The organism is Kluyvera sp. NPDC087067 (assembly GCF_044745165.1).
Classification (GTDB): Bacteria; Pseudomonadota; Gammaproteobacteria; order Enterobacterales; family Enterobacteriaceae; genus Kluyvera.
Genome location: NZ_JBIUZS010000004.1, coordinates 213,126 through 232,114, shown reverse-complemented (window position 1 = coordinate 232,114; position 18,989 = coordinate 213,126). Strand labels below are relative to the sequence as shown.

General features: G+C 52.5%; 17 protein-coding genes. 12 read left to right on the top strand and 5 right to left on the bottom strand.

What is annotated here, in order from left to right:
* Positions 1 to 12: 12 nt before the first annotated feature.
* Together mscK and acrR are read right to left on the bottom strand one after the other, a co-directional pair.
* A complete protein-coding gene (gene mscK / locus ACIPDS_RS12675) occupies positions 13 to 3,366 on the bottom strand; it encodes a mechanosensitive channel MscK (protein ID WP_400736138.1) in 3,354 nt (1,117 codons plus the stop codon).
* A gap of 126 nt (positions 3,367 to 3,492) precedes the next feature.
* Entirely contained in the window at positions 3,493 to 4,137 is a 645-nt protein-coding gene (gene acrR / locus ACIPDS_RS12670; RefSeq protein ID WP_400736135.1) for a multidrug efflux transporter transcriptional repressor AcrR, read from the bottom strand.
* Positions 4,138 to 4,279: 142 nt separating this feature from the next.
* Between acrR and acrA the strand changes: the two genes are divergently transcribed.
* The 6 genes from acrA to ACIPDS_RS12640 all read left to right on the top strand — a co-directional run bounded on the left by acrA (position 4,280) and on the right by ACIPDS_RS12640 (position 11,078).
* The gene (gene acrA, locus ACIPDS_RS12665; RefSeq protein WP_166514720.1) at positions 4,280 to 5,476 is read left to right on the top strand and encodes a multidrug efflux RND transporter periplasmic adaptor subunit AcrA; all 1,197 of its coding nucleotides are present in this window, start codon (positions 4,280 to 4,282) and stop codon (positions 5,474 to 5,476) included.
* 22 nt (positions 5,477 to 5,498) lie between these two features.
* Positions 5,499 to 8,645, top strand: a complete 3,147-nt coding sequence (gene acrB, locus ACIPDS_RS12660) for a multidrug efflux RND transporter permease subunit AcrB (RefSeq protein WP_400736130.1) — start codon at positions 5,499 to 5,501, stop codon at positions 8,643 to 8,645.
* 546 nt (positions 8,646 to 9,191) lie between these two features.
* The gene (gene tomB / locus ACIPDS_RS12655; protein ID WP_400736127.1) at positions 9,192 to 9,566 is read left to right on the top strand and encodes an Hha toxicity modulator TomB; all 375 of its coding nucleotides are present in this window, start codon (positions 9,192 to 9,194) and stop codon (positions 9,564 to 9,566) included.
* A gap of 25 nt (positions 9,567 to 9,591) precedes the next feature.
* The gene (locus ACIPDS_RS12650) at positions 9,592 to 9,810 is read left to right on the top strand and encodes an HHA domain-containing protein (protein WP_166514717.1); all 219 of its coding nucleotides are present in this window, start codon (positions 9,592 to 9,594) and stop codon (positions 9,808 to 9,810) included.
* Between the two features lie 139 nt (positions 9,811 to 9,949).
* Complete coding sequence (maa, locus tag ACIPDS_RS12645; protein WP_400736123.1) at positions 9,950 to 10,504, top strand: maltose O-acetyltransferase; 555 nt, start codon at positions 9,950 to 9,952, stop codon at positions 10,502 to 10,504.
* 103 nt (positions 10,505 to 10,607) lie between these two features.
* A complete protein-coding gene (locus tag ACIPDS_RS12640; RefSeq protein WP_166515072.1) occupies positions 10,608 to 11,078 on the top strand; it encodes a YlaC family protein in 471 nt (156 codons plus the stop codon).
* Here ACIPDS_RS12640 and ACIPDS_RS12635 read toward each other — a convergent pair.
* Complete coding sequence (locus tag ACIPDS_RS12635; protein ID WP_400736747.1) at positions 11,053 to 12,498, bottom strand: PLP-dependent aminotransferase family protein; 1,446 nt, start codon at positions 12,496 to 12,498, stop codon at positions 11,053 to 11,055. The genes ACIPDS_RS12640 and ACIPDS_RS12635 overlap by 26 nt on opposite strands.
* A gap of 103 nt (positions 12,499 to 12,601) precedes the next feature.
* Between ACIPDS_RS12635 and ACIPDS_RS12630 the strand changes: the two genes are divergently transcribed.
* Positions 12,602 to 13,312 carry a GNAT family N-acetyltransferase gene (locus ACIPDS_RS12630; RefSeq protein ID WP_400736119.1) on the top strand — a complete coding sequence of 237 codons (711 nt, stop codon included), beginning with the start codon at positions 12,602 to 12,604 and terminating at the stop codon, positions 13,310 to 13,312.
* Here the strand turns inward: ACIPDS_RS12630 and ykgO are convergent.
* On the bottom strand, positions 13,309 to 13,449 hold the full coding sequence (ykgO, locus tag ACIPDS_RS12625; RefSeq protein WP_003859006.1) for a type B 50S ribosomal protein L36: 141 nt from the start codon (positions 13,447 to 13,449) through the stop codon (positions 13,309 to 13,311). The genes ACIPDS_RS12630 and ykgO overlap by 4 nt on opposite strands.
* Entirely contained in the window at positions 13,449 to 13,712 is a 264-nt protein-coding gene (locus ACIPDS_RS12620; RefSeq protein ID WP_166514714.1) for a type B 50S ribosomal protein L31, read from the bottom strand. The genes ykgO and ACIPDS_RS12620 overlap by 1 nt, the downstream gene beginning before the upstream one ends.
* Before the next feature lie 282 nt (positions 13,713 to 13,994).
* On the opposite strand from ACIPDS_RS12620, the gene ACIPDS_RS12615 reads away from it, so the two are divergent.
* From ACIPDS_RS12615 to ACIPDS_RS12595, 5 genes are all read left to right on the top strand, one after another.
* Entirely contained in the window at positions 13,995 to 15,026 is a 1,032-nt protein-coding gene (locus ACIPDS_RS12615; protein WP_400736744.1) for an isopenicillin N synthase family dioxygenase, read from the top strand.
* 26 nt (positions 15,027 to 15,052) lie between these two features.
* The gene (locus tag ACIPDS_RS12610; protein ID WP_400736111.1) at positions 15,053 to 15,859 is read left to right on the top strand and encodes a MetQ/NlpA family ABC transporter substrate-binding protein; all 807 of its coding nucleotides are present in this window, start codon (positions 15,053 to 15,055) and stop codon (positions 15,857 to 15,859) included.
* Positions 15,856 to 16,647: a methionine ABC transporter ATP-binding protein gene (locus ACIPDS_RS12605; RefSeq protein ID WP_400736108.1), complete on the top strand. Its 792-nt coding sequence runs from the start codon at positions 15,856 to 15,858 to the stop codon at positions 16,645 to 16,647. The genes ACIPDS_RS12610 and ACIPDS_RS12605 overlap by 4 nt, the downstream gene beginning before the upstream one ends.
* Positions 16,644 to 17,303 carry a methionine ABC transporter permease gene (locus ACIPDS_RS12600; protein ID WP_400736741.1) on the top strand — a complete coding sequence of 220 codons (660 nt, stop codon included), beginning with the start codon at positions 16,644 to 16,646 and terminating at the stop codon, positions 17,301 to 17,303. The genes ACIPDS_RS12605 and ACIPDS_RS12600 overlap by 4 nt, the downstream gene beginning before the upstream one ends.
* A gap of 97 nt (positions 17,304 to 17,400) precedes the next feature.
* Positions 17,401 to 18,978: an EAL domain-containing protein gene (locus ACIPDS_RS12595; RefSeq protein WP_400736105.1), complete on the top strand. Its 1,578-nt coding sequence runs from the start codon at positions 17,401 to 17,403 to the stop codon at positions 18,976 to 18,978.
* Positions 18,979 to 18,989 lie beyond the last annotated feature (11 nt).

The following is an 18,989-nucleotide window of genomic DNA, read 5'->3' as shown; positions in this document are numbered from 1 at the left end:
GCCCTTTCACCCTTAGCAATCGACGACGAGATCCTTACCATCGTCTTTAGCGTCGCGCTTCACTTCCGTCACTTCATCACCCTTTTCATTATGCAGATGCACTTCCAGCTGATTAAAGGCGATATTGATATTGTTTTCGCGGCACAGTCTATCGATAGTGCGGTTTAAATCATCAACGGTGTAGCTACGATCGCGCAACTCACGAACGTACAGACGTAATTCGTGATCCAGCGTACTGGCGCCAAAAGTGGTGAAGAATACCGACGGTTCCGGATCGTGCATGACTTTAGGGTGGCTTGTTGCCGCCTCCAGCAGCACTTTTTTCACTTTATCCAGATCCGAACCGTAAGCGACGCCAAGACGAATAACCACGCGGGTAATGGTATCGCTAAGCGACCAGTTGATCAGGCGCTCGGTCACAAAGGCTTTGTTCGGGATAATGACCTCTTTGCGATCGAAGTCAGTTATGGTGGTCGCACGAATACGGATCTTACTGACCGTCCCGGAGAAGGTGCCAATGGTCACGGTATCGCCGATGCGCACCGGGCGCTCAAACAGAATAATCAGGCCAGAAACGAAGTTACCGAAGATCTCCTGCAAACCAAAACCCAGACCGACCGACAGTGCGGCGGCAAGCCATTGCAGTTTGTCCCACGATACCCCCAGCGAACCGAACACGGCCATCGCCCCGACCACCAGAATCACGTAGTTCAGGATGGTGGTTATCGCGTAAGACGCCCCCTGGCGCATGTTTAACCGCGAGAGCACCAGCACTTCCAATAAGCCCGGCAAGTTTCGGATCAATGCCCACGCGACGATCGAGGCAATAATGGCAAATAGCAGGCTGCCCATGGTGACATTTTTTACGACGTTCGCCCCGGCTTCCGTACCGTTGTAGTGCCACAGCGTGATGCTATCGAGGTAAGTAAACACGGTAATCAAATCTGACCAGATGGCCCAGAACATCACCCCAAATAGCGCCACCATCACCAGCATGGTAATACGTAGCGTTTGTTGGTTAATTTGTTCAAGAGCAATGGTCGGCTCTTCCTGAGGCTCAGCCCCTTCAGCGCCCTCTTTCACCATGTTCTGACGACGCGCCACCGCACGACGATAGGCAATACGGCGCGCGGCCACGCTCAGGCCACGCAGCACGGTCTGGTAGAGCAGATTCCAGAAGATGACCAGATAGACCGTTTCAATCCAGCGCCCCGACAAACGCAGCGTGGTGTAGAAGTAGCCCGTCGCGGTCAAAACCATCAGGCCCAGCGGCACCAGTCCCAGCACGGTCACGGTAACAAGACGCAGACTGTGCGACTCTTTATCGCGCCAGCTGTCACGGCACATCGGCCACATCAGTATCGCAATCACCAGCAGGTTAAGCAGAATGACCAGTTGGCCCAGGACGTCATCCATCAAATTGAGCGGAGAGAGCTCTGAAACCACCGACCAGAAGTGCAGCGGCAGTAAGGCCAGGCTAATACGCACAATCTGACGCCGCCAGTGGCTGGTCAGCTGTTCCGGCATATTGAAATGGCGTACGGCGACGCCGTTTTTCTCCAGCACTTTCCAGCACAGACCAAAGACCAGCCAGAAAATCGCCAGTTTCTTACAAAAAGCCCAGAGTAATACGCTGATGTTGAGCTGCATGGTCAGTAAAACCAGACCAATAGCCAGCACCAGCAGCACTACCGGAAGCGCACGGATTAAATCGATTAAAATCGCTTTTGGCGTATGAAGCTGGCTATCGTTTCGTAAATTACCAACCTGATCGCCTAGGCGATTTTGATAATTTCTCAACCACTGAAGCCGCCAGCGGATCAATCCGGCAACCAGTAAAAGCGGCAGTCCGGCGAGGAAGGCAATAAATACCGCTGGCCAGGCTTTCTCCCAGTTCACGGTGATTTTCATCGCTTTAAACTGGTCTTTTAACGCTCCTGGGAAGGATTTAATCCAGTCCCAGTCCATCGGTCTATTGCTGTTAACCCAGAAAATTTGCTGGGTCAGAATAGCCTTCAGACTTTTCGAGACGCTCATCAACTGCTGCTGATTAATTTGCAGGTTGATGGCCATCATCAGCTGGTTGCCCAACTGTTTATTAATCAGATCAAGCATTTCACGGCGTGCATCGACAATCTGCAACAGCGCGTCGTGCACTTCGCTATCCACTTCATTACTGTGCCCCTCCTCCACTTTGGCGACAAACTCGTCGCTCTGGAATAAGGCATCACGCTGCTGGTTGATTTCAAATTGCTCCAACCGCAGGTCAGCAATGCGCGTCGTCATATCCTGGAGTTCGTCCGCCGACGGCAGCGTCTGCTGCTGCTGATACAAAATGCGTGAGAGCAGCAGACTGCCTTTTAAGACGGCTATTTGCTCTTTCACGTTTCGCTCAGATTGCAGCGCCCGGTCAAGCCAGGTTTTCACGCGAATGTTTTGCTGCACCAGCTGGTTACCGCTTTCCGTTGCGGCGATCAGTTTCTGGCTCAGTTGATGGTTAATTTCCAGCTCTTGCTTAACCAGCGGATTACCCTGAATACGTGCAGTCTCTTCAGGCGAGGCGGTCTCAGCGGCAGTTTTTTCCGAAAGCGTTAAGCGCTTGCTGTTGACGGCTTCCTGTAGCAACTGAAGCTGATGTTCTAAGCGGGTGCTGTAGGCGGTCACGTAATCACGCTGTTTTTGCAGGGTGTCCTGCAAAACGGTATTACCGGCGAGGCTCTTACGCTGAAGTTCTATCTCGGCATCCAGCAGCGTTTTCTGTACCTGCAACATGGTCTGCTGGGTCGGACGCAGCGCATCACCGATGGTACTGCCGTTAAGGCTGTTTCGCACCTGGAGCAACTGCTGGGAAGCGGAGTTCATCGCATTTTGCACCCGCTCTGGCTGCGTTTGTAATGAGACCAGCTGGCTGTTGTAGGTGGCTAAATCGTTTTGCGCATTTTGCAGATCGTCAACAGCCTGTGAAACGCGGGCCTCAAGCTGGCGAAGCGAGAGCGTACTGAGCGTTTTGCGCGTTTCATCATCGTTGTCGACATCGGACAGGGAGTTCAGATTGTCGGTTGCCTGGCGAAGCTTCGCCGGTGCCTGTTCCACCTGCTTTTGTAATTGGCTGGTTTCGGCTTTGACGCGCTCTATTTTATCCAGCAGTTGCAGTGTTTCATTGAGGTCCTGCTGCACCAGCTTATCCTGGGGCGTCAGGTCTTTCTTATTAGCAAGGGAATTAAGTTGATCCTGAACGTCAGCGCGGTCAGGAATATCATTGCCGTTTATCGCCCGCGCGTGTACCGCAGCGATAGAAAAGAAAAAGCAGACAGCAATAATACAAAATGCGGAAATCGTAGCCCGTGGGCGGATAGTAAGCAGCATAATATTAACATGTGTGATTGCTAAAGCCGGCAGTCAACCGGGGATAAATGCCTGGGCAGAATAGCACTAATGGCGACAAGCGAATAGACGGATATTCCAGGATTGTTCCTGGTCATCAAGCGATAATTAAAGGGCGGGTTCGCCGCGTAAGGTCGGGCAAAACTGGTACATTTCAAGCAAGACCGCGACATAAGACTTCGCTTCGGCTCGAAGGTCAAAAGATGCGGGGGCAAATAGCCAGTTTTCCATCAGCCCAGAGATGTAGCTGCGGGTTAAAATTGCGGCGCGGCGACTTAACAAATTGGCCGGTAACATGTTTGCCATCACACAGTCATTTAACGCCTGTTCAATTCTATCGTAACTTTCTATACATAAATTGTACTGTGCCTGTTGCACAACGGCCATTTCACCGACAAACTCACACTTGTGAAAAATAATTTCCATCAGAAGGCGTCGGCGTTCTTCCATCACGGTTGCTTCAAGAATATAAACCAGTATTTCCCTTAGAACTGAGAGTGGATCGTCCGGGAATTTTGCCCGATACTCAATTTCAAGATCGCTGATACTGGATTCAGATAACGCCCAGATTTCGTTAAACAGATCAGACTTACCCTTAAAGTGCCAGTAAATGGCGCCACGCGTCACGCCGGCCGCCTTTGCAATCTCGGCCAGTGAAGTAGAAGATACGCCCTGTTGTGAGAACAATCTTAGGGCAACATCCAGAATGTGTTGACGTGTTTCACGCGCTTGTTCTTTGGTTTTTCGTGCCATAGGCCAGTGAAATTGCAGAGGTTATGGTTACATACATTTATGAATGTATGTACGATAGTATGATGATAATACAAACGCAGCAATGGGTTTGTTTACGCTTGTTTCATTGATCAATTTGAAATCGGACACTCGAGGTTTACATATGAACAAAAACAGAGGGTTAACGCCTCTGGCGGTCGTTCTGATGCTCTCAGGCAGCTTAGCGCTAACAGGATGTGACGACAAACCAGCTCAGCAAGGAGCACAACAGGCGCCAGAAGTCGGCGTCGTAACGGTCAAATCTGAACCTCTTGTCATCACAACGGAACTGCCAGGCCGCACCAGCGCCTTCCGCATCGCCGAAGTACGCCCGCAGGTTAGCGGTATTATTTTAAAGCGTAACTTTACCGAGGGTGGTGAAATCACAGCGGGCGAGTCGCTGTATCAAATTGATCCAGCAACTTACCAGGCGTCTTATGAAAGTGCCAAAGGTGATTTAGCGAAAGCGCAAGCTGCCGCCAACATCGCCAAGGTGACCGTCAACCGTTATTCAAAACTGCTCGGCACGCAATATATTAGCCGTCAGGATTACGATACCGCTGTCGCCGATGCACAGCAGGCAAACGCCGCTGTCCTCGCTGCAAAAGCGGCCGTTGAAACGGCGCGTATTAATCTGGCTTATACCAAAGTGACCTCCCCGATTAGCGGTCGTATTGGTAAATCGTCCGTCACTGAAGGTGCGCTGGTGCAAAATGGCCAGACCACTGCGCTGGCAACCGTTCAACAATTAGATCCTATCTATGTTGATGTCACCCAATCCAGCAACGACTTCCTGCGTCTGAAGCAGGAACTGGCGGATGGCAAACTCAAGCAAGAAAACGGTAAAGCGAAAGTCGATCTGGTGACCAACGATGGCATCAAGTATCCACAGAGCGGCGCATTAGAGTTTTCAGACGTGACGGTCGATCAGACCACCGGTTCTATCACGCTGCGCGCAGTGTTCCCGAACCCGGATCACACGCTGCTGCCGGGGATGTTCGTTCGTGCACGCCTGCAAGAAGGGACTAACCCGAATGCGCTGCTGGTACCACAGCAGGGTGTTACCCGTACGCCGCGTGGCGATGCAACCGCATTGGTTGTGGGTGCAGACAACAAAGTTGAAACCCGTCCGATCGTTGCTTCACAGGCGATTGGCGACAAGTGGCTTGTGACAGAAGGTTTGAAAGACGGCGACCGCGTGATCATTACCGGTTTGCAAAAAGTGAAGCCGGGCGTGCAGGTAAAAGCTCAGGAAGTCACTTCTGACGATAAACAGCAAGCCTCAGCAGGCGCCGCTCAGTCAGAACAAACCAAGTCTTAACTTAAACAGGAGCCGTTAAGACATGCCTAATTTCTTTATCGATCGCCCCATATTCGCATGGGTGATCGCCATTATTATCATGCTGGCTGGGGGGCTATCGATCCTCAAATTGCCGGTAGCGCAATATCCAACGATTGCGCCGCCAGCGATTTCGATAACAGCCATGTATCCAGGGGCTGACGCCGAAACGGTGCAGAACACCGTGACTCAGGTTATCGAACAGAACATGAACGGTATCGATCACCTGATGTATATGTCATCGAACGGTGACTCTACCGGTACAGCGACCATCACCCTGACCTTCGAATCCGGTACCGATCCAGATATCGCGCAGGTTCAGGTTCAGAACAAGCTCGCTCTGGCGACGCCGCTTCTGCCGCAGGAAGTTCAGCAGCAGGGTATCAGCGTTGAAAAAGCCTCCAGCAGCTTCCTGATGGTTGTCGGCGTTATCAACACCAACGGCACCATGAATCAGGATGATATTTCTGACTACGTGGCCGCCAACATGAAGGATGCGATAAGCCGTACTAGCGGCGTCGGTGACGTTCAGCTGTTCGGTTCCCAGTACGCGATGCGTATCTGGATGGACCCGAATAAACTGAACAACTTCCAGTTAACGCCGGTCGATGTTATTGCCGCACTGAAAGCACAGAACGCCCAGGTTGCAGCAGGCCAGTTAGGGGGTACACCGCCGGTTAAAGGTCAGCAGTTGAACGCCTCTATCGTTGCGCAGACTCGTCTGACCAACGTGGATGAGTTCAGCAAAATTCTGCTGAAAGTGAACCCGGATGGTTCCCAGGTTCGCCTGCGTGATGTGGCGAAAGTGGAGCTGGGCGGCGAAAACTATGACGTGGTGGCGAAGTTTAACGGCCAGCCGGCTTCCGGTCTGGGGATTAAACTGGCTACCGGCGCTAACGCCCTGGATACCGCTAACGCCATCCGCGCTGAACTGGCGAAGATGGAGCCGTTCTTCCCATCAGGGATGAAAATCGTTTATCCATACGACACCACCCCATTCGTTAAGATCTCGATTCACGAAGTGGTGAAAACGCTGGTCGAAGCGATCATTCTGGTGTTCCTGGTGATGTACTTGTTCCTGCAAAACTTCCGCGCGACGTTGATCCCAACTATCGCGGTGCCGGTCGTATTGCTGGGGACCTTTGCCGTACTTGCTGCATTCGGCTTCTCGATAAACACCCTGACGATGTTCGGGATGGTGCTCGCCATCGGCCTGTTGGTGGATGACGCCATCGTGGTGGTCGAGAACGTTGAGCGTGTTATGGCCGAAGAGGGGCTACCGCCGAAAGAAGCCACGCGTAAATCAATGGGCCAGATTCAGGGCGCACTGGTGGGTATCGCGATGGTGCTGTCAGCGGTATTTATCCCAATGGCCTTCTTCGGCGGTTCTACCGGTGCTATTTACCGTCAGTTCTCCATCACCATTGTTTCCGCGATGGCGCTGTCGGTTCTGGTTGCGTTGATCCTGACGCCAGCACTGTGTGCCACCATGCTGAAACCTATTCAGAAAGGTAGCCACGGCACAACCACCGGTTTCTTCGGTTGGTTTAACCGTATGTTCGATAAGAGTACGCACCATTACACCGATAGCGTAGGCAACATTCTGCGCAGCACCGGTCGTTATCTGCTGCTCTATCTGATCATCGTGGTGGGCATGGCGTTCTTGTTCGTGCGTTTACCAAGCTCGTTCCTGCCGGACGAAGACCAGGGCGTATTCCTGAGCATGGCGCAGCTGCCTGCCGGTGCGACCCAGGAACGTACGCAGAAAGTGCTCGATGAGATGACCAACTACTACCTCACCAAAGAGAAAGATAACGTTGAATCGGTCTTTGCCGTAAACGGCTTTGGTTTTGCGGGTCGTGGTCAGAACACCGGTATCGCCTTCGTATCCCTCAAAGACTGGAGCGAACGCCCGGGCGATGAGAACAAGGTTGAAGCGATTACCGGTCGTGCGATGGGCTACTTCTCACAGATTAAAGATGCGATGGTGTTCGCCTTTAACCTGCCAGCAATTGTGGAGCTGGGTACAGCAACCGGCTTTGACTTCCAGCTGATTGACCAGGGCGGTCTGGGCCACGAAAAACTGACTCAGGCACGTAACCAGCTGTTCGGTATGATTGCGCAGCACCCTGACATGCTGGCGGGCGTTCGTCCGAACGGCCTGGAAGATACGCCGCAGTTCAAAGTCGATATCGATCAGGAAAAAGCACAGGCGCTGGGCGTTTCCATTAGCGACATCAACACCACGCTGGGTACGGCCTGGGGTGGTAGCTACGTCAACGACTTCATCGACCGTGGTCGTGTGAAGAAAGTGTATCTTATGTCCGAAGCGAAATACCGTATGCTGCCGGAAGATATTGGTAAATGGTACGTTCGCGGCAGCGACGGCCAGATGGTGCCGTTCTCAGCCTTCTCAACTTCACGTTGGGAATACGGTTCACCGCGTCTGGAACGTTACAACGGTCTGCCTTCCATGGAGATCTTAGGCCAGGCCACTCCGGGTAAGAGTACCGGTGAAGCCATGAACCTGATGGAAGAGCTGGCGGGTAAACTGCCGGCAGGTATTGGTTACGACTGGACGGGCATGTCCTATCAGGAACGTCTGTCAGGTAACCAGGCCCCTGCCCTGTATGCCATTTCGCTTATCGTCGTCTTCTTGTGTCTGGCGGCACTGTACGAGAGCTGGTCAATTCCGTTCTCGGTTATGCTGGTTGTTCCACTGGGGGTTATCGGTGCCCTGCTGGCGGCAACATTCCGTGGCCTGACTAACGACGTTTACTTCCAGGTGGGTCTGTTGACCACCATCGGGCTTTCGGCGAAGAACGCAATATTGATTGTTGAATTCGCCAAAGACTTGATGGACAAAGAAGGTAAGGGTCTGATTGAAGCCACGCTGGAAGCGGTGCGTATGCGTCTGCGTCCAATACTGATGACTTCACTGGCGTTTATCCTCGGCGTTATGCCGTTGGTTATCAGTACCGGTGCTGGCTCCGGTGCTCAGAATGCCGTAGGTACAGGGGTTATGGGCGGGATGGTCACCGCGACCGTTCTGGCTATCTTCTTCGTGCCGGTATTCTTTGTGGTGGTCCGTCGTCGCTTTAGCCGTAAGAGCGAAGATGTTGAGCACAGCCACAAGGTTGAGCATCACTAACAGTACGTCATCTCAGGGGCCGCGCAAGCGGCCCTTTTTTTTTCTGGCACCGCCTCAATGATTCAAATCCCCTGCATGAAGCCCGCTCTTTATTGATTAAGAAAATACAAACTGCTGTTGGTGCGCAATATTAATAATAAATTAACCTTAACCCTAATCCTGAATTGAGATTTATCTTTAATTAATTATGAATAATCTGTATTCCTCTAATCACTGATAGAATTTAAGAATGTTCCTAAGAAGGTAAGTAGCACGATGATAAGTTTATGAGGTCTAACCTATTGAATTGCCCATACCCACCGCACATTTCAATGTACAAACAAGGTGTTAGCCTTTTAGCCTTCATTGATGTTCTCATCGTTGCCTGAAAATTTAAGCTGATGAAGATTAATTGTAATTTTTCGTAATAGCTCGATGAAATCTTATGCAGAGTAGATTATAGTTAAAGCATATCGGCAACACCTGTGTGTTTCGGATTGACAAGCAGTACCCATCCCGCAACGGTATTTGTTATTCGCTTTTGTTTTACTATCAGGGGGATGCGTTATGGACGAATACTCACCAAAAAGACATGATATCGCACAGCTTAAGTTTCTTTGTGAAACCCTGTATCATGATAGCCTTGCCACGCTGGAAGAGAGCAACCATGGCTGGGTCAACGACCCAACAGCAGCAATCAATCTGCAGCTTAATGAGCTGATAGAACATATTGCAACGTTCGCACTTAATTATAAGATTAAGTACTGTGAAGATAATAAACTGATTGCACAGATTGACGAATATCTGGATGATACTTTCATGCTATTCGGCAACTACGGCATTAATAGCGACGATCTTCTGAAATGGCGCAAGTCAGGGAACAAACTCTTCCGCTGTTTCGTCAATGCAAGCCGTGCTAACCCCGTTAGCCTCTCTTGTTAAAACTATTACAATTAATGGGTGAATTATGTCTGATAAACCACTAACTAAAACTGATTATTTGATGCGCCTGCGACGCTGTCAGTCAATTGATACGCTCGAGCGCGTCATTGAAAAAAATAAATATGAACTCTCTGATAATGAACTGGCTGTATTTTACTCAGCAGCGGATCATCGTCTGGCTGAATTGACCATGAATAAACTCTACGACAAAATCCCCGCAACGGTTTGGAAGTTCATTCGATAGTATTGTCTCTTAACGTGTGTGGCTTACTCCCTCTCGATTCGTCAATATCTGTGATTATTATCACATCGATTGACTGGGAACGTTCCCAAATAATGAATAACCTTTTATCGTGATAGCTTCCACTACCCGGGAGGCTTCCATGAGTGAAGAAAAACGTAAGATGATCGCCGGTGAGTTTTACCGCCCGTCAGACGATACGCTAAGAACAGACAGAATACGTGCCAGGCAACTTATCCACCGTTATAACCATACGGCTCCGGGTGAGAAAACCGAACGCGCGCAGCTGCTAAAAGAATTATTAGGTCAGGGCGACGGCGCCTATATTGAACCCACTTTTCGCTGTGATTACGGCTATAACATCCATCTTGGTGCTAATTTCTACGCCAATTTTGACTGCGTCATGCTGGACGTCTGCCCGATTCATATCGGTGATAATTGCATGCTCGCACCGGGCGTACATATTTATACCGCTACCCACCCATTGAATGCGACTGAACGCAACAGCGGTATCGAATATGGTAAACCGGTCAATATTGGGCATAACGTCTGGATTGGCGGAAGAGCGATTATTAATCCCGGCGTGACGATTGGTGACAATGCGGTTATTGCATCCGGCGCGGTGGTGGTAAAAGATGTGCCAGCCAACGCCGTCGTTGGGGGTAATCCTGCGGCAATCATTAAAATGGTCCCCTGAGACATCGCTGACTGTTATGCTTTTTTGCAACTGATCTGTTACTTTCAGTAAGGATTATCGCAACATACAATAGGCTATTGTGTCTTACGTTGCCGAGCAAAAGATGTCAGAGATCCAGCGATTACTCACGCAAACCATTGATGAATTGAATACCACTGAAAAGCGCGACAACCGGCCGCGCTTTAGTATCAGTTTTATACGCAATCATCCCGGCCTCTTTATCGCCATGTATCTCGCCTTCTTTGCCACTTTGGTGGTCATGATGCGGTCAGATACGCTGGCTGATTCCGTCTGGCTGCTGTGGTTGATGTTTGTGGCGCTCAACGGCTTTTTCTTTTTTGACGTTTATCCTCGCTACCGTTACGAAGATATCGACGTACTGGATTTTCGCGTCTGCTACAACGGCGAATGGTATAACACGCGTTTTGTACCGCCGCAGCTCATAGAGCGCATCCTCACCTCAGACCGCGTGGAAAATACCCTGAAAGCACGGTTACAAAAAATGATCGCCACGAAGGGCGAACTGTCATTTTACGATGTATTCAGTCTCACCCGCGGCGAAGCGGCACAATAAGCCGCTGTAGCGTCCGTATTGCGGCTGAAAACTGCGATGCGGACGTATTGCCATAGCCGAGCACCAGCCCGCTTCGCGCGCGCTGCGCATCAAGATAAAATGGACTGAGTGCGGCAGGCGCCATCTGGTGCAGTCGCGCCTGCCGCACTAATTCAACATCATCAATTCCCTCTATTTCTACCGTCAGATGCAAGCCCCCCTCTCCTGCCATCAAACGATGCGCAACGGTGAGTTCCTGGGTTAGCGCATCATACAACTGCATTTGTCGCTTACGGTACAGCCGGCGCATCGCCGCCAGATGTCGGGCGTAATGTCCTTCTTCAATAAAGCGAGCCAATGCACATTGCTCTGCGCGATGTCCGCCGCGCAATAGCGCACGAATCACCGGTTGCGCCGCCTCAACCAACATGGTCGGTAACACCATAAAACCAATTCGCAGCGAAGGGAAAAGTGTCTTACTGAACGTTCCGAGGTACACCACCGGGGCGTTGTCCACCATTCCACGCATAGCGGGAATCGGCTCACCGCTGAAACGAAATTCGCTGTCGTAGTCATCTTCGACAATCCATGCCCGGTGCTGACGCGCATAATCGAGCAGCGCCAACCGGCGGGCCGCGCTCAACACGCTGCCAGTGGGATATTGATGTGAAGGTGAGGTGAAAATCAGCGTGGGCGGTTTTAGATCGGTGGGGATCTGCATACCTTCATTATCGACCTGAACGCCTTGCAGGCTGAGGCCCGCCGAGATAAATGCGCTTTTGGCACCAAAATATCCCGGATCCTCAACCCAGGCGGTTTGTCCCGGTTCGCTGAGTAAATGGGTACACAGATTGACGCCTTCCAGCGCCCCTTCGGTTATCACAATCTGCTTTGCATCACAGTCAATACCGCGTGATAACGCCAGATGTCGGGCAATGGCCACTCGTAGCGACCACTCCCCAGCCGCATCGCCATAGCCTAACAGAGCGCTTCCCTCTTCACGCAGCACTCTGTCGAGCAATCGCCGCCACAGCGGGAGAGGAAAATAGTTTATCGCCGGGGTTCCGGGCGCAAACAGCAACGGTGGGGTATCGCGAGGCTGGACAGTCGGCAGCGCATCCAGACGCGGCGGCAAAGACACCGGTGCCGCCGATAATCGATTGGACTCCTGCGGCAACGAAGCCACGCGTGAACCCCGGCGATCGCGGGACAGATAGCCTTCCATCGCCAGTTGTTCCAGGGCCGCATTCACCGTATTGCGCGAGATCTGTAACCGCTCCGCGATGATGCGCGAGCCGGGAAGCCAGCTCTGAGCCTGTAGTTGCCCGTGCATAATCGCCTGCCGTAGCGCGCTATACAAACAGCGTTGTAACGTTAACGTGCCGCGAGCTTGCAGCGATTGGGCCAGCATGGCAAAAAAGGGGGCGTCGGGTATATTCATCATCTCTCCTGGTGGCACCATCAGAATATAGACCCATGGCACTTTTTAGGGAACCAGCAAAAACGCTACTCTCAATTTCTTATTTGTTCCCCAAGGAGAGGTTATGAGTCAGCTTAATCAATTTGGTCAGTTAATTGGCGATGCCCTGCCCGACTGGCAACCGCGCCCGCATCCTCAGCGGGTGACGCTGGAAGGCCGTTATTGCCGTCTGGAGCCGCTTTGCACAAAACACGCTGACGCACTGTTTGCCGCCCACCAGCAGGCAACGGATACCCGCGCCTGGACGTGGTTATTACGCGAGCCTGAAAATTCATTAGCGGGTTATCGCGAGTGGATTGCCAGCGTAGAGACGCTACAGGATCCGATTCAGTTTGCGGTCATTGATACGCGCACCAACCTCCCGGTCGGTTCGCTGGCACTGATGCGTATTGACTCTCATCATGGCGTGGTGGAAGTGGGACACGTGCACTTCTCCCCATTACTTAGCCGCACGCCCGCCTCTACCGAAGCCCAATGGCTCCTGATGCGTTATGTGTTTGATACTCTGGGATACCGCCGCTACGAATGGAAATGCAACAGCTTCAACGAGCCGTCGCGCAATGCCGCACAGCGATTAGGTTTTCAATTTGAGGGCCGCTTTCGCCAGGCGTTGGTGATAAAAGGACACAACCGGGATACCGACTGGTTCTCTATTATTGATGCGGAGTGGCCAGCGTTAGATACCGCTTTTCAGAAATGGCTTGCCGTCGACAACTTTACCGCCGACGGCAAGCAGCGCCAGTCCCTGGAGACATTTCGTCAAGCTCAGGCTTAACGTCGTTTTTTACGCCCCTGCACGGCCTTGAAGCGGGGGTTAGATTTGCAGATAACGTACAGACGCCCTTTGCGTTTCACAATCTGGCAATCGGGATGGCGCTGTTTGGCGCTGCGCAACGAGTTGAGTACCTGCATCACGAACCTCTTTTAACATCAACAAATCGGCCAAAGCGCTGGGTAAAGCGCGCTACGCTACCTTCCGTCGACGCGGTGCGCTGCTTCCCGGTGTAATACGGGTGCGATTTGGACGACACATCAATCGTGACATACGGATATGTCACCCCATCCAGCTCAATTTCACGGTCGGTTTTGATGGTTGACCCGACGGTGAAGAACTCATTCGCACTGGTATCATGAAATACCACCGGACGATAATGGGGATGGATATTGGCTTTCATCTTAACCTCAAAGATTATGTTATAACATAACAATTAAGATACGCCGTCTTTATCTGCTTTACAACCCTTCTTTTAATCCGGTCTTTCTATAGCGATTTTTCGCAAAAGCTCAGACCCCCACCTCGACATAAATTAGAAAATAACGTTATTGGCGGCCCTTTTCCTCATCAGGCAGGCTGTGGTCATCAACCCGACGGAGATATCCCATGCAGCGCTGTTGTTGTCATCCCGCATTTGCACCACCTGATTACCCTATTAGACATTGGCAAAACGGAGAACATGATGAGCCTGACTTCCCTGCCCGTATTAAGCCTGGCACGCTACCACCAAGCATCTGAGCGCCCGCTATTTTTAGAGCAGCTTCGCCAGGCCGCGCGTGACGTTGGATTCTTTTATCTGACCGATCACGGCATCAATGAGACTCTCCAGCAGTCACTGCAAGTCGAATCGCGCCGTTTCTTTGCGTTAACGGATGCACAAAAACAGCAGGTGGCGATGATTCACTCCCCGCACTTTCGCGGCTATAACCGCAGCGCCGCAGAGCTGACGCGCGGGCAGCCAGACTGGCGGGAACAGTTCGATATTGGTGCCGAACGACAAGCCGTTGCCCTCGCTGACAACGATCCTCGCTGGCTGCAATTGCAGGGGCCAAATCTCTGGCCGGATGCTCAGCCCACGCTGCGACCGGTATTAATACAATGGCAACGAGCCATGACGGAGATGGCCATGACGCTGCTCCGCGCTTTTGCCGAAGCGCTACAGCTACCGCCGGAAGCATTCGACACGCTGTATGGCGAAAAACCCAACGAGCACATCAAACTTATTCGCTATCCGGGTCAGCAGGAGACGCACAACAGCACCCAAGGCGTAGGCGCGCACAAAGACTCCGGTTTCCTGAGCTTCCTGCTACAAGACGAGCAAAAAGGATTGCAGGTGGAGATCAAGGAAGGCCAGTGGATAGACGCCGAACCGCTACCCGGTAGCTTTGTGGTCAATATTGGCGAATTGCTCGAGCTTGCCACTAACGGCTACCTGCGTGCCACCGTCCACCGCGTGGTTTCACCGCCATCACATACGCAGCGCCTGTCGATAGCCTTCTTCCTCGGCGCGCAGCTGGACGCCATCGTCCCAATTTATTCGCTGCCGGAAGCGCTCGCAAGCGAAGCGAAAGGGCCGCAAAGTGACCCGCAAAACCCATTGCTGCGGGATGTCGGCTGGAACTATCTGAAAGGCCGTTTACGTTCTCACCCGGACGTGGCGGAACGCTATTACCGTGACGTACTGCGCGCACGCAGTGAACAACTCATCGCCTGACAACAACACGAATAAGGAATCACACCATGAAACACGCCGCCTTTAAACTGGCAGGAATTGCCCTGTCTCTTTCCCTGGCCTGGAACGCCTCTGCCGAACCGCTGCGTATTGCCGCCGACCCGGTTCCCCACGCTGAGATCTTAAACTTTATTAAAAAACAGGATCCGAAACTCGATTTAAAAATCGTGGAGCTGACCAGCGGCGTAAATGCCAACGAACTGCTGGCAAATGGGGATGTTGATGCCAACTATTTCCAGCACGTGCCGTATTTAAAAGATCAGGAAAAAGCGCTGGGTAAAACCTTTGCCGTTGCCGCTACCGTGCACATTGAACCGCTGGGGATCTACTCGCGCAAACATAAAGATCTGAAATCACTGCCGGAAGGCGCGACCGTCGCGGTGCCTAATAACACCACCAACCTAAGCCGCGCGCTGTTCCTGCTGCAAAGCAACGGGCTGATAAAGCTGGCGGATAAATTCACCGACCCCGCCACCACGCTTGCGACGCCAAAAGATATTGTCGAGAACCCGCATAAGCTGAAGATCCTTGAGGTTGAATCACCGCAAATCCCACGCTCGCTGGACGATGTAGACCTGGGCGTTATCAACGGTAATTACGCGCTTGAAGCCGGGCTCAGCCCAGCCAAAGATGCATTGGGCCTTGAGAGTGCAACCAATAACCCGTATGCCAATATTCTGGTCACAACGCCACAACTGGCGAGCGATCCGCGAATTAAAGAACTGGCAAAAGATTTGACCTCCCCGCAGGTGGCGGAATTTATCCGTCAACATTACAACGGCTCAGTGATCCCGGTTAGCGCGCCGAAATCATGATTGTCATTGAAGGGCTGAAAAAGCAGTATGCCGGAAGCGGCCAACCGGCACTCAACGACGTTTCGTTCACCGTCCCGAAAGGGGCGATTTACGGAATACTGGGGCGCAGTGGGGCAGGTAAAAGCACGCTCATCCGCTGCCTGAACTTATTGGAGCGGCCTGACGCGGGCCGCATCCTGTTCGACGGTAACGATATTGCGCAGTACGACAAAGCGCAGCTGCGCGCTCATCGGCTGCGCACCGGGATGATTTTTCAGCACTTCAACCTGCTGCATGCCCGTAGCGTTGCCGACAACGTCGCGGTGCCGCTGGAAATCGCAGGCGTTGCGAAAGCCGAGCGTCAACAGCGCGTTGCTGAACTGCTGGCGCTGGTGGGGCTGAGCGATAAAGCGCACGCCTTCCCCTCCCAGCTTTCCGGCGGGCAAAAACAGCGCGTGGGGATTGCGCGGGCGCTGGCGGCGAAGCCGGATGTACTGCTTTGCGATGAGGCGACCAGCGCGCTGGACAGTGAAACCACGGCCAGCGTACTGGCGCTGCTTGAAACCATCAACCGCCAGCTAGGACTGACTATCGTGCTAATCACCCACCAGCTGGAGGTGGTGAAAACCCTCTGCGATCATGCGGCTCTCCTTGAAGGCGGAGAGCTTCAGGAGAGCGGAAAAATCGCCGATTTGCTGGCTTCCCCCTGGTCACGCCTGCGGGATATTTTACTTGGCGACGGTGAAGAAGAACGTCGTTTTCTCGCTCGTCACGGCCTGGACAGGAGACATTTATGCATAGTCGCATGAGCTGGGAAGATTTATGGCCGCTGCTGGCGGAAGGGACGCTCGATACCCTCTACATGGTGGGCCTGGCTGCGCTGTTTACCGTTTTAATCGGTCTGCCGCTTGGCGTGCTGTTATTTATTTCTCGCCGCCAGGGGCTGGTGCCAATGCCACGGCTTAACGCCGCGCTCGGCGCCATTATCAATACCGGGCGTTCGCTGCCGTTTATCGTGCTGCTGATTGCGCTCATCCCTTTCACCCGGCTCCTGGTCGGCACCACGCTTGGCAGCACGGCGGCAATCGTGCCGATTACCATTGGCGCCTTCCCATTCTTTGCCCGCCTGACGGAAAGCGCGCTGGATGAGGTGGATTACGGGCGTATTGAAGCCGTATTGTCGATGGGCGGCAATGCGTGGCACGTGATCAGCAAAGCGCTGTTACCGGAGGCGCTCCCGGCGTTATTAGCGGCCACCACGTTGACGGTGGTCATGCTGATTGGTTTTTCCTCGATGGCGGGGGTTATCGGTGGCGGCGGTTTAGGGGATTTGGCGATTCGCTATGGCTATCAGCGATTTAACGATCAAATCATGGTCGGTACGGTAGTGATACTGGTGTTGATGGTGCAAGGCGTACAGATGGGCGGTGACCGAATGGTCCGGGCGCTGGCGCATCGCCGCTAAGTGAGGAAAATTATGGCGGGAATCAAGATTTCCCGTCATCACCCCACGGGTTGTCAGGTATACTTGTCAGACTTTTCTCAGGATAAGGACAGGGGCAGTGACAACTCGACATCTGGTCGGTTTAATTACCGGCGTGCTTATCCTGGCCATCCTCCTTCCTATCTTATTAAGTATCTGGCTTGCCCAACGCGAAACCCATAAGCAGTTTATTGCCGAGCAGGAAGCTTACGCATCGCGGGTGCTGATTCGCACCGGGCAGGTGATGAATCAGGTCAAAAGCGCGCTAAAACAGATGGATGCGTTGAAAAATCCAGGCTGTAGCAAAACCCATCTGCAAGAAATGCGCCGCCTCTCCTATTCCTGGCGCTATATTCAGGAAGTGCTTTATATCGACGGGCTCACAACAAAATGTTCGTCGCTGGAAAATAACGGCAACACCTTCACCTTTCCACCCCCCGACCGCATTACTCCCGCCGGCTATCGCGCGTGGTACACCGAACAAAACGATCTGGGTATTAAACGTTATATGGCCGCTTTCGCTTCAGAGCACCATATGGTTATCATTGATCCCATTTCGCTCATTGACGTGATCCCCTTTAGCAATAACACCACCAATGTCGCGCTCATCAGCACCAGTAGTAATCGTGTCTTTAGCCGTAGCGCCGAGTTGGATCCTAAAATCCTGCTGCGCATTCACAAGGACCAGCTCACTACGCTTACGGAAAACAACGTTGTTTACACGGTACGGCAATACCCCGAGCTGCAGCTGTCTATTTTAACCTGGTCCTCCACCCTACCGTTGTCCGAACGGTTACATCATCAACTTCTCATCTGGCTGCCCGCCGGTATCCTGATTAGCTTACTGGCAAGCTGGCTGATTATCCGCGTTCTGCGTCGTCTACAATCGCCGCGCCAGCGTTTGCTCGACGCGTTGAATAATGCTGACATCACCGTTAACTATCAGCCGATTGTGTCGCTGACGGACGATAAAATGGTGGGCTGTGAGGCGTTGGCTCGCTGGAAGCAGCCAGACGGTAGCTATCTGTCACCCGATATTTTCATCCCGCTTGCCGAGCAAACAGGCCTTATCACTCATCTGACGGAAAATGTGGTGAAAACGGTTTTCCGCGACCTCGGCAAGTGGTTGCATCTGCACCCGGAAATTCACGTCTCCATTAATCTGTCGGTGAATGATTTCCACTCCGTGGTGCTGCGAACCTTGCTGCATCAGCAGTTGAGAATCTGGGATGTAGCGCCGCAGCAAATTGCGCTGGAGCTCACCGAACGCGGCTTTGCCGACCCCAATACCATCCTTCCGGCGATTGCCGCCTACCGTCGCAGCGGGCACCCTGTCTATATTGATGATTTTGGTACCGGCTACTCCAGCCTGCGCTACCTGCAAGATCTTGAAGTCGATACCCTGAAAATCGACAAATCTTTCGTCGATATGCTGGAATACGCGCAGGTGACGCCGTATATCATTGAGATGGCAAAAAACCTGCAGCTGAACATCGTGGCGGAGGGTATTGAAACGCCCTGCCAGGAGAAATGGCTGCGTGAACATGGCGTACATTTCGGGCAAGGCTGGCTCTACAGCAAAGCCTTATCGAAAGAGACATTCATTCTCTGGGCTGAGAATAACCTCTCAGCACATGGCATCAGCGCTGCACACTGATGCCACGTCAC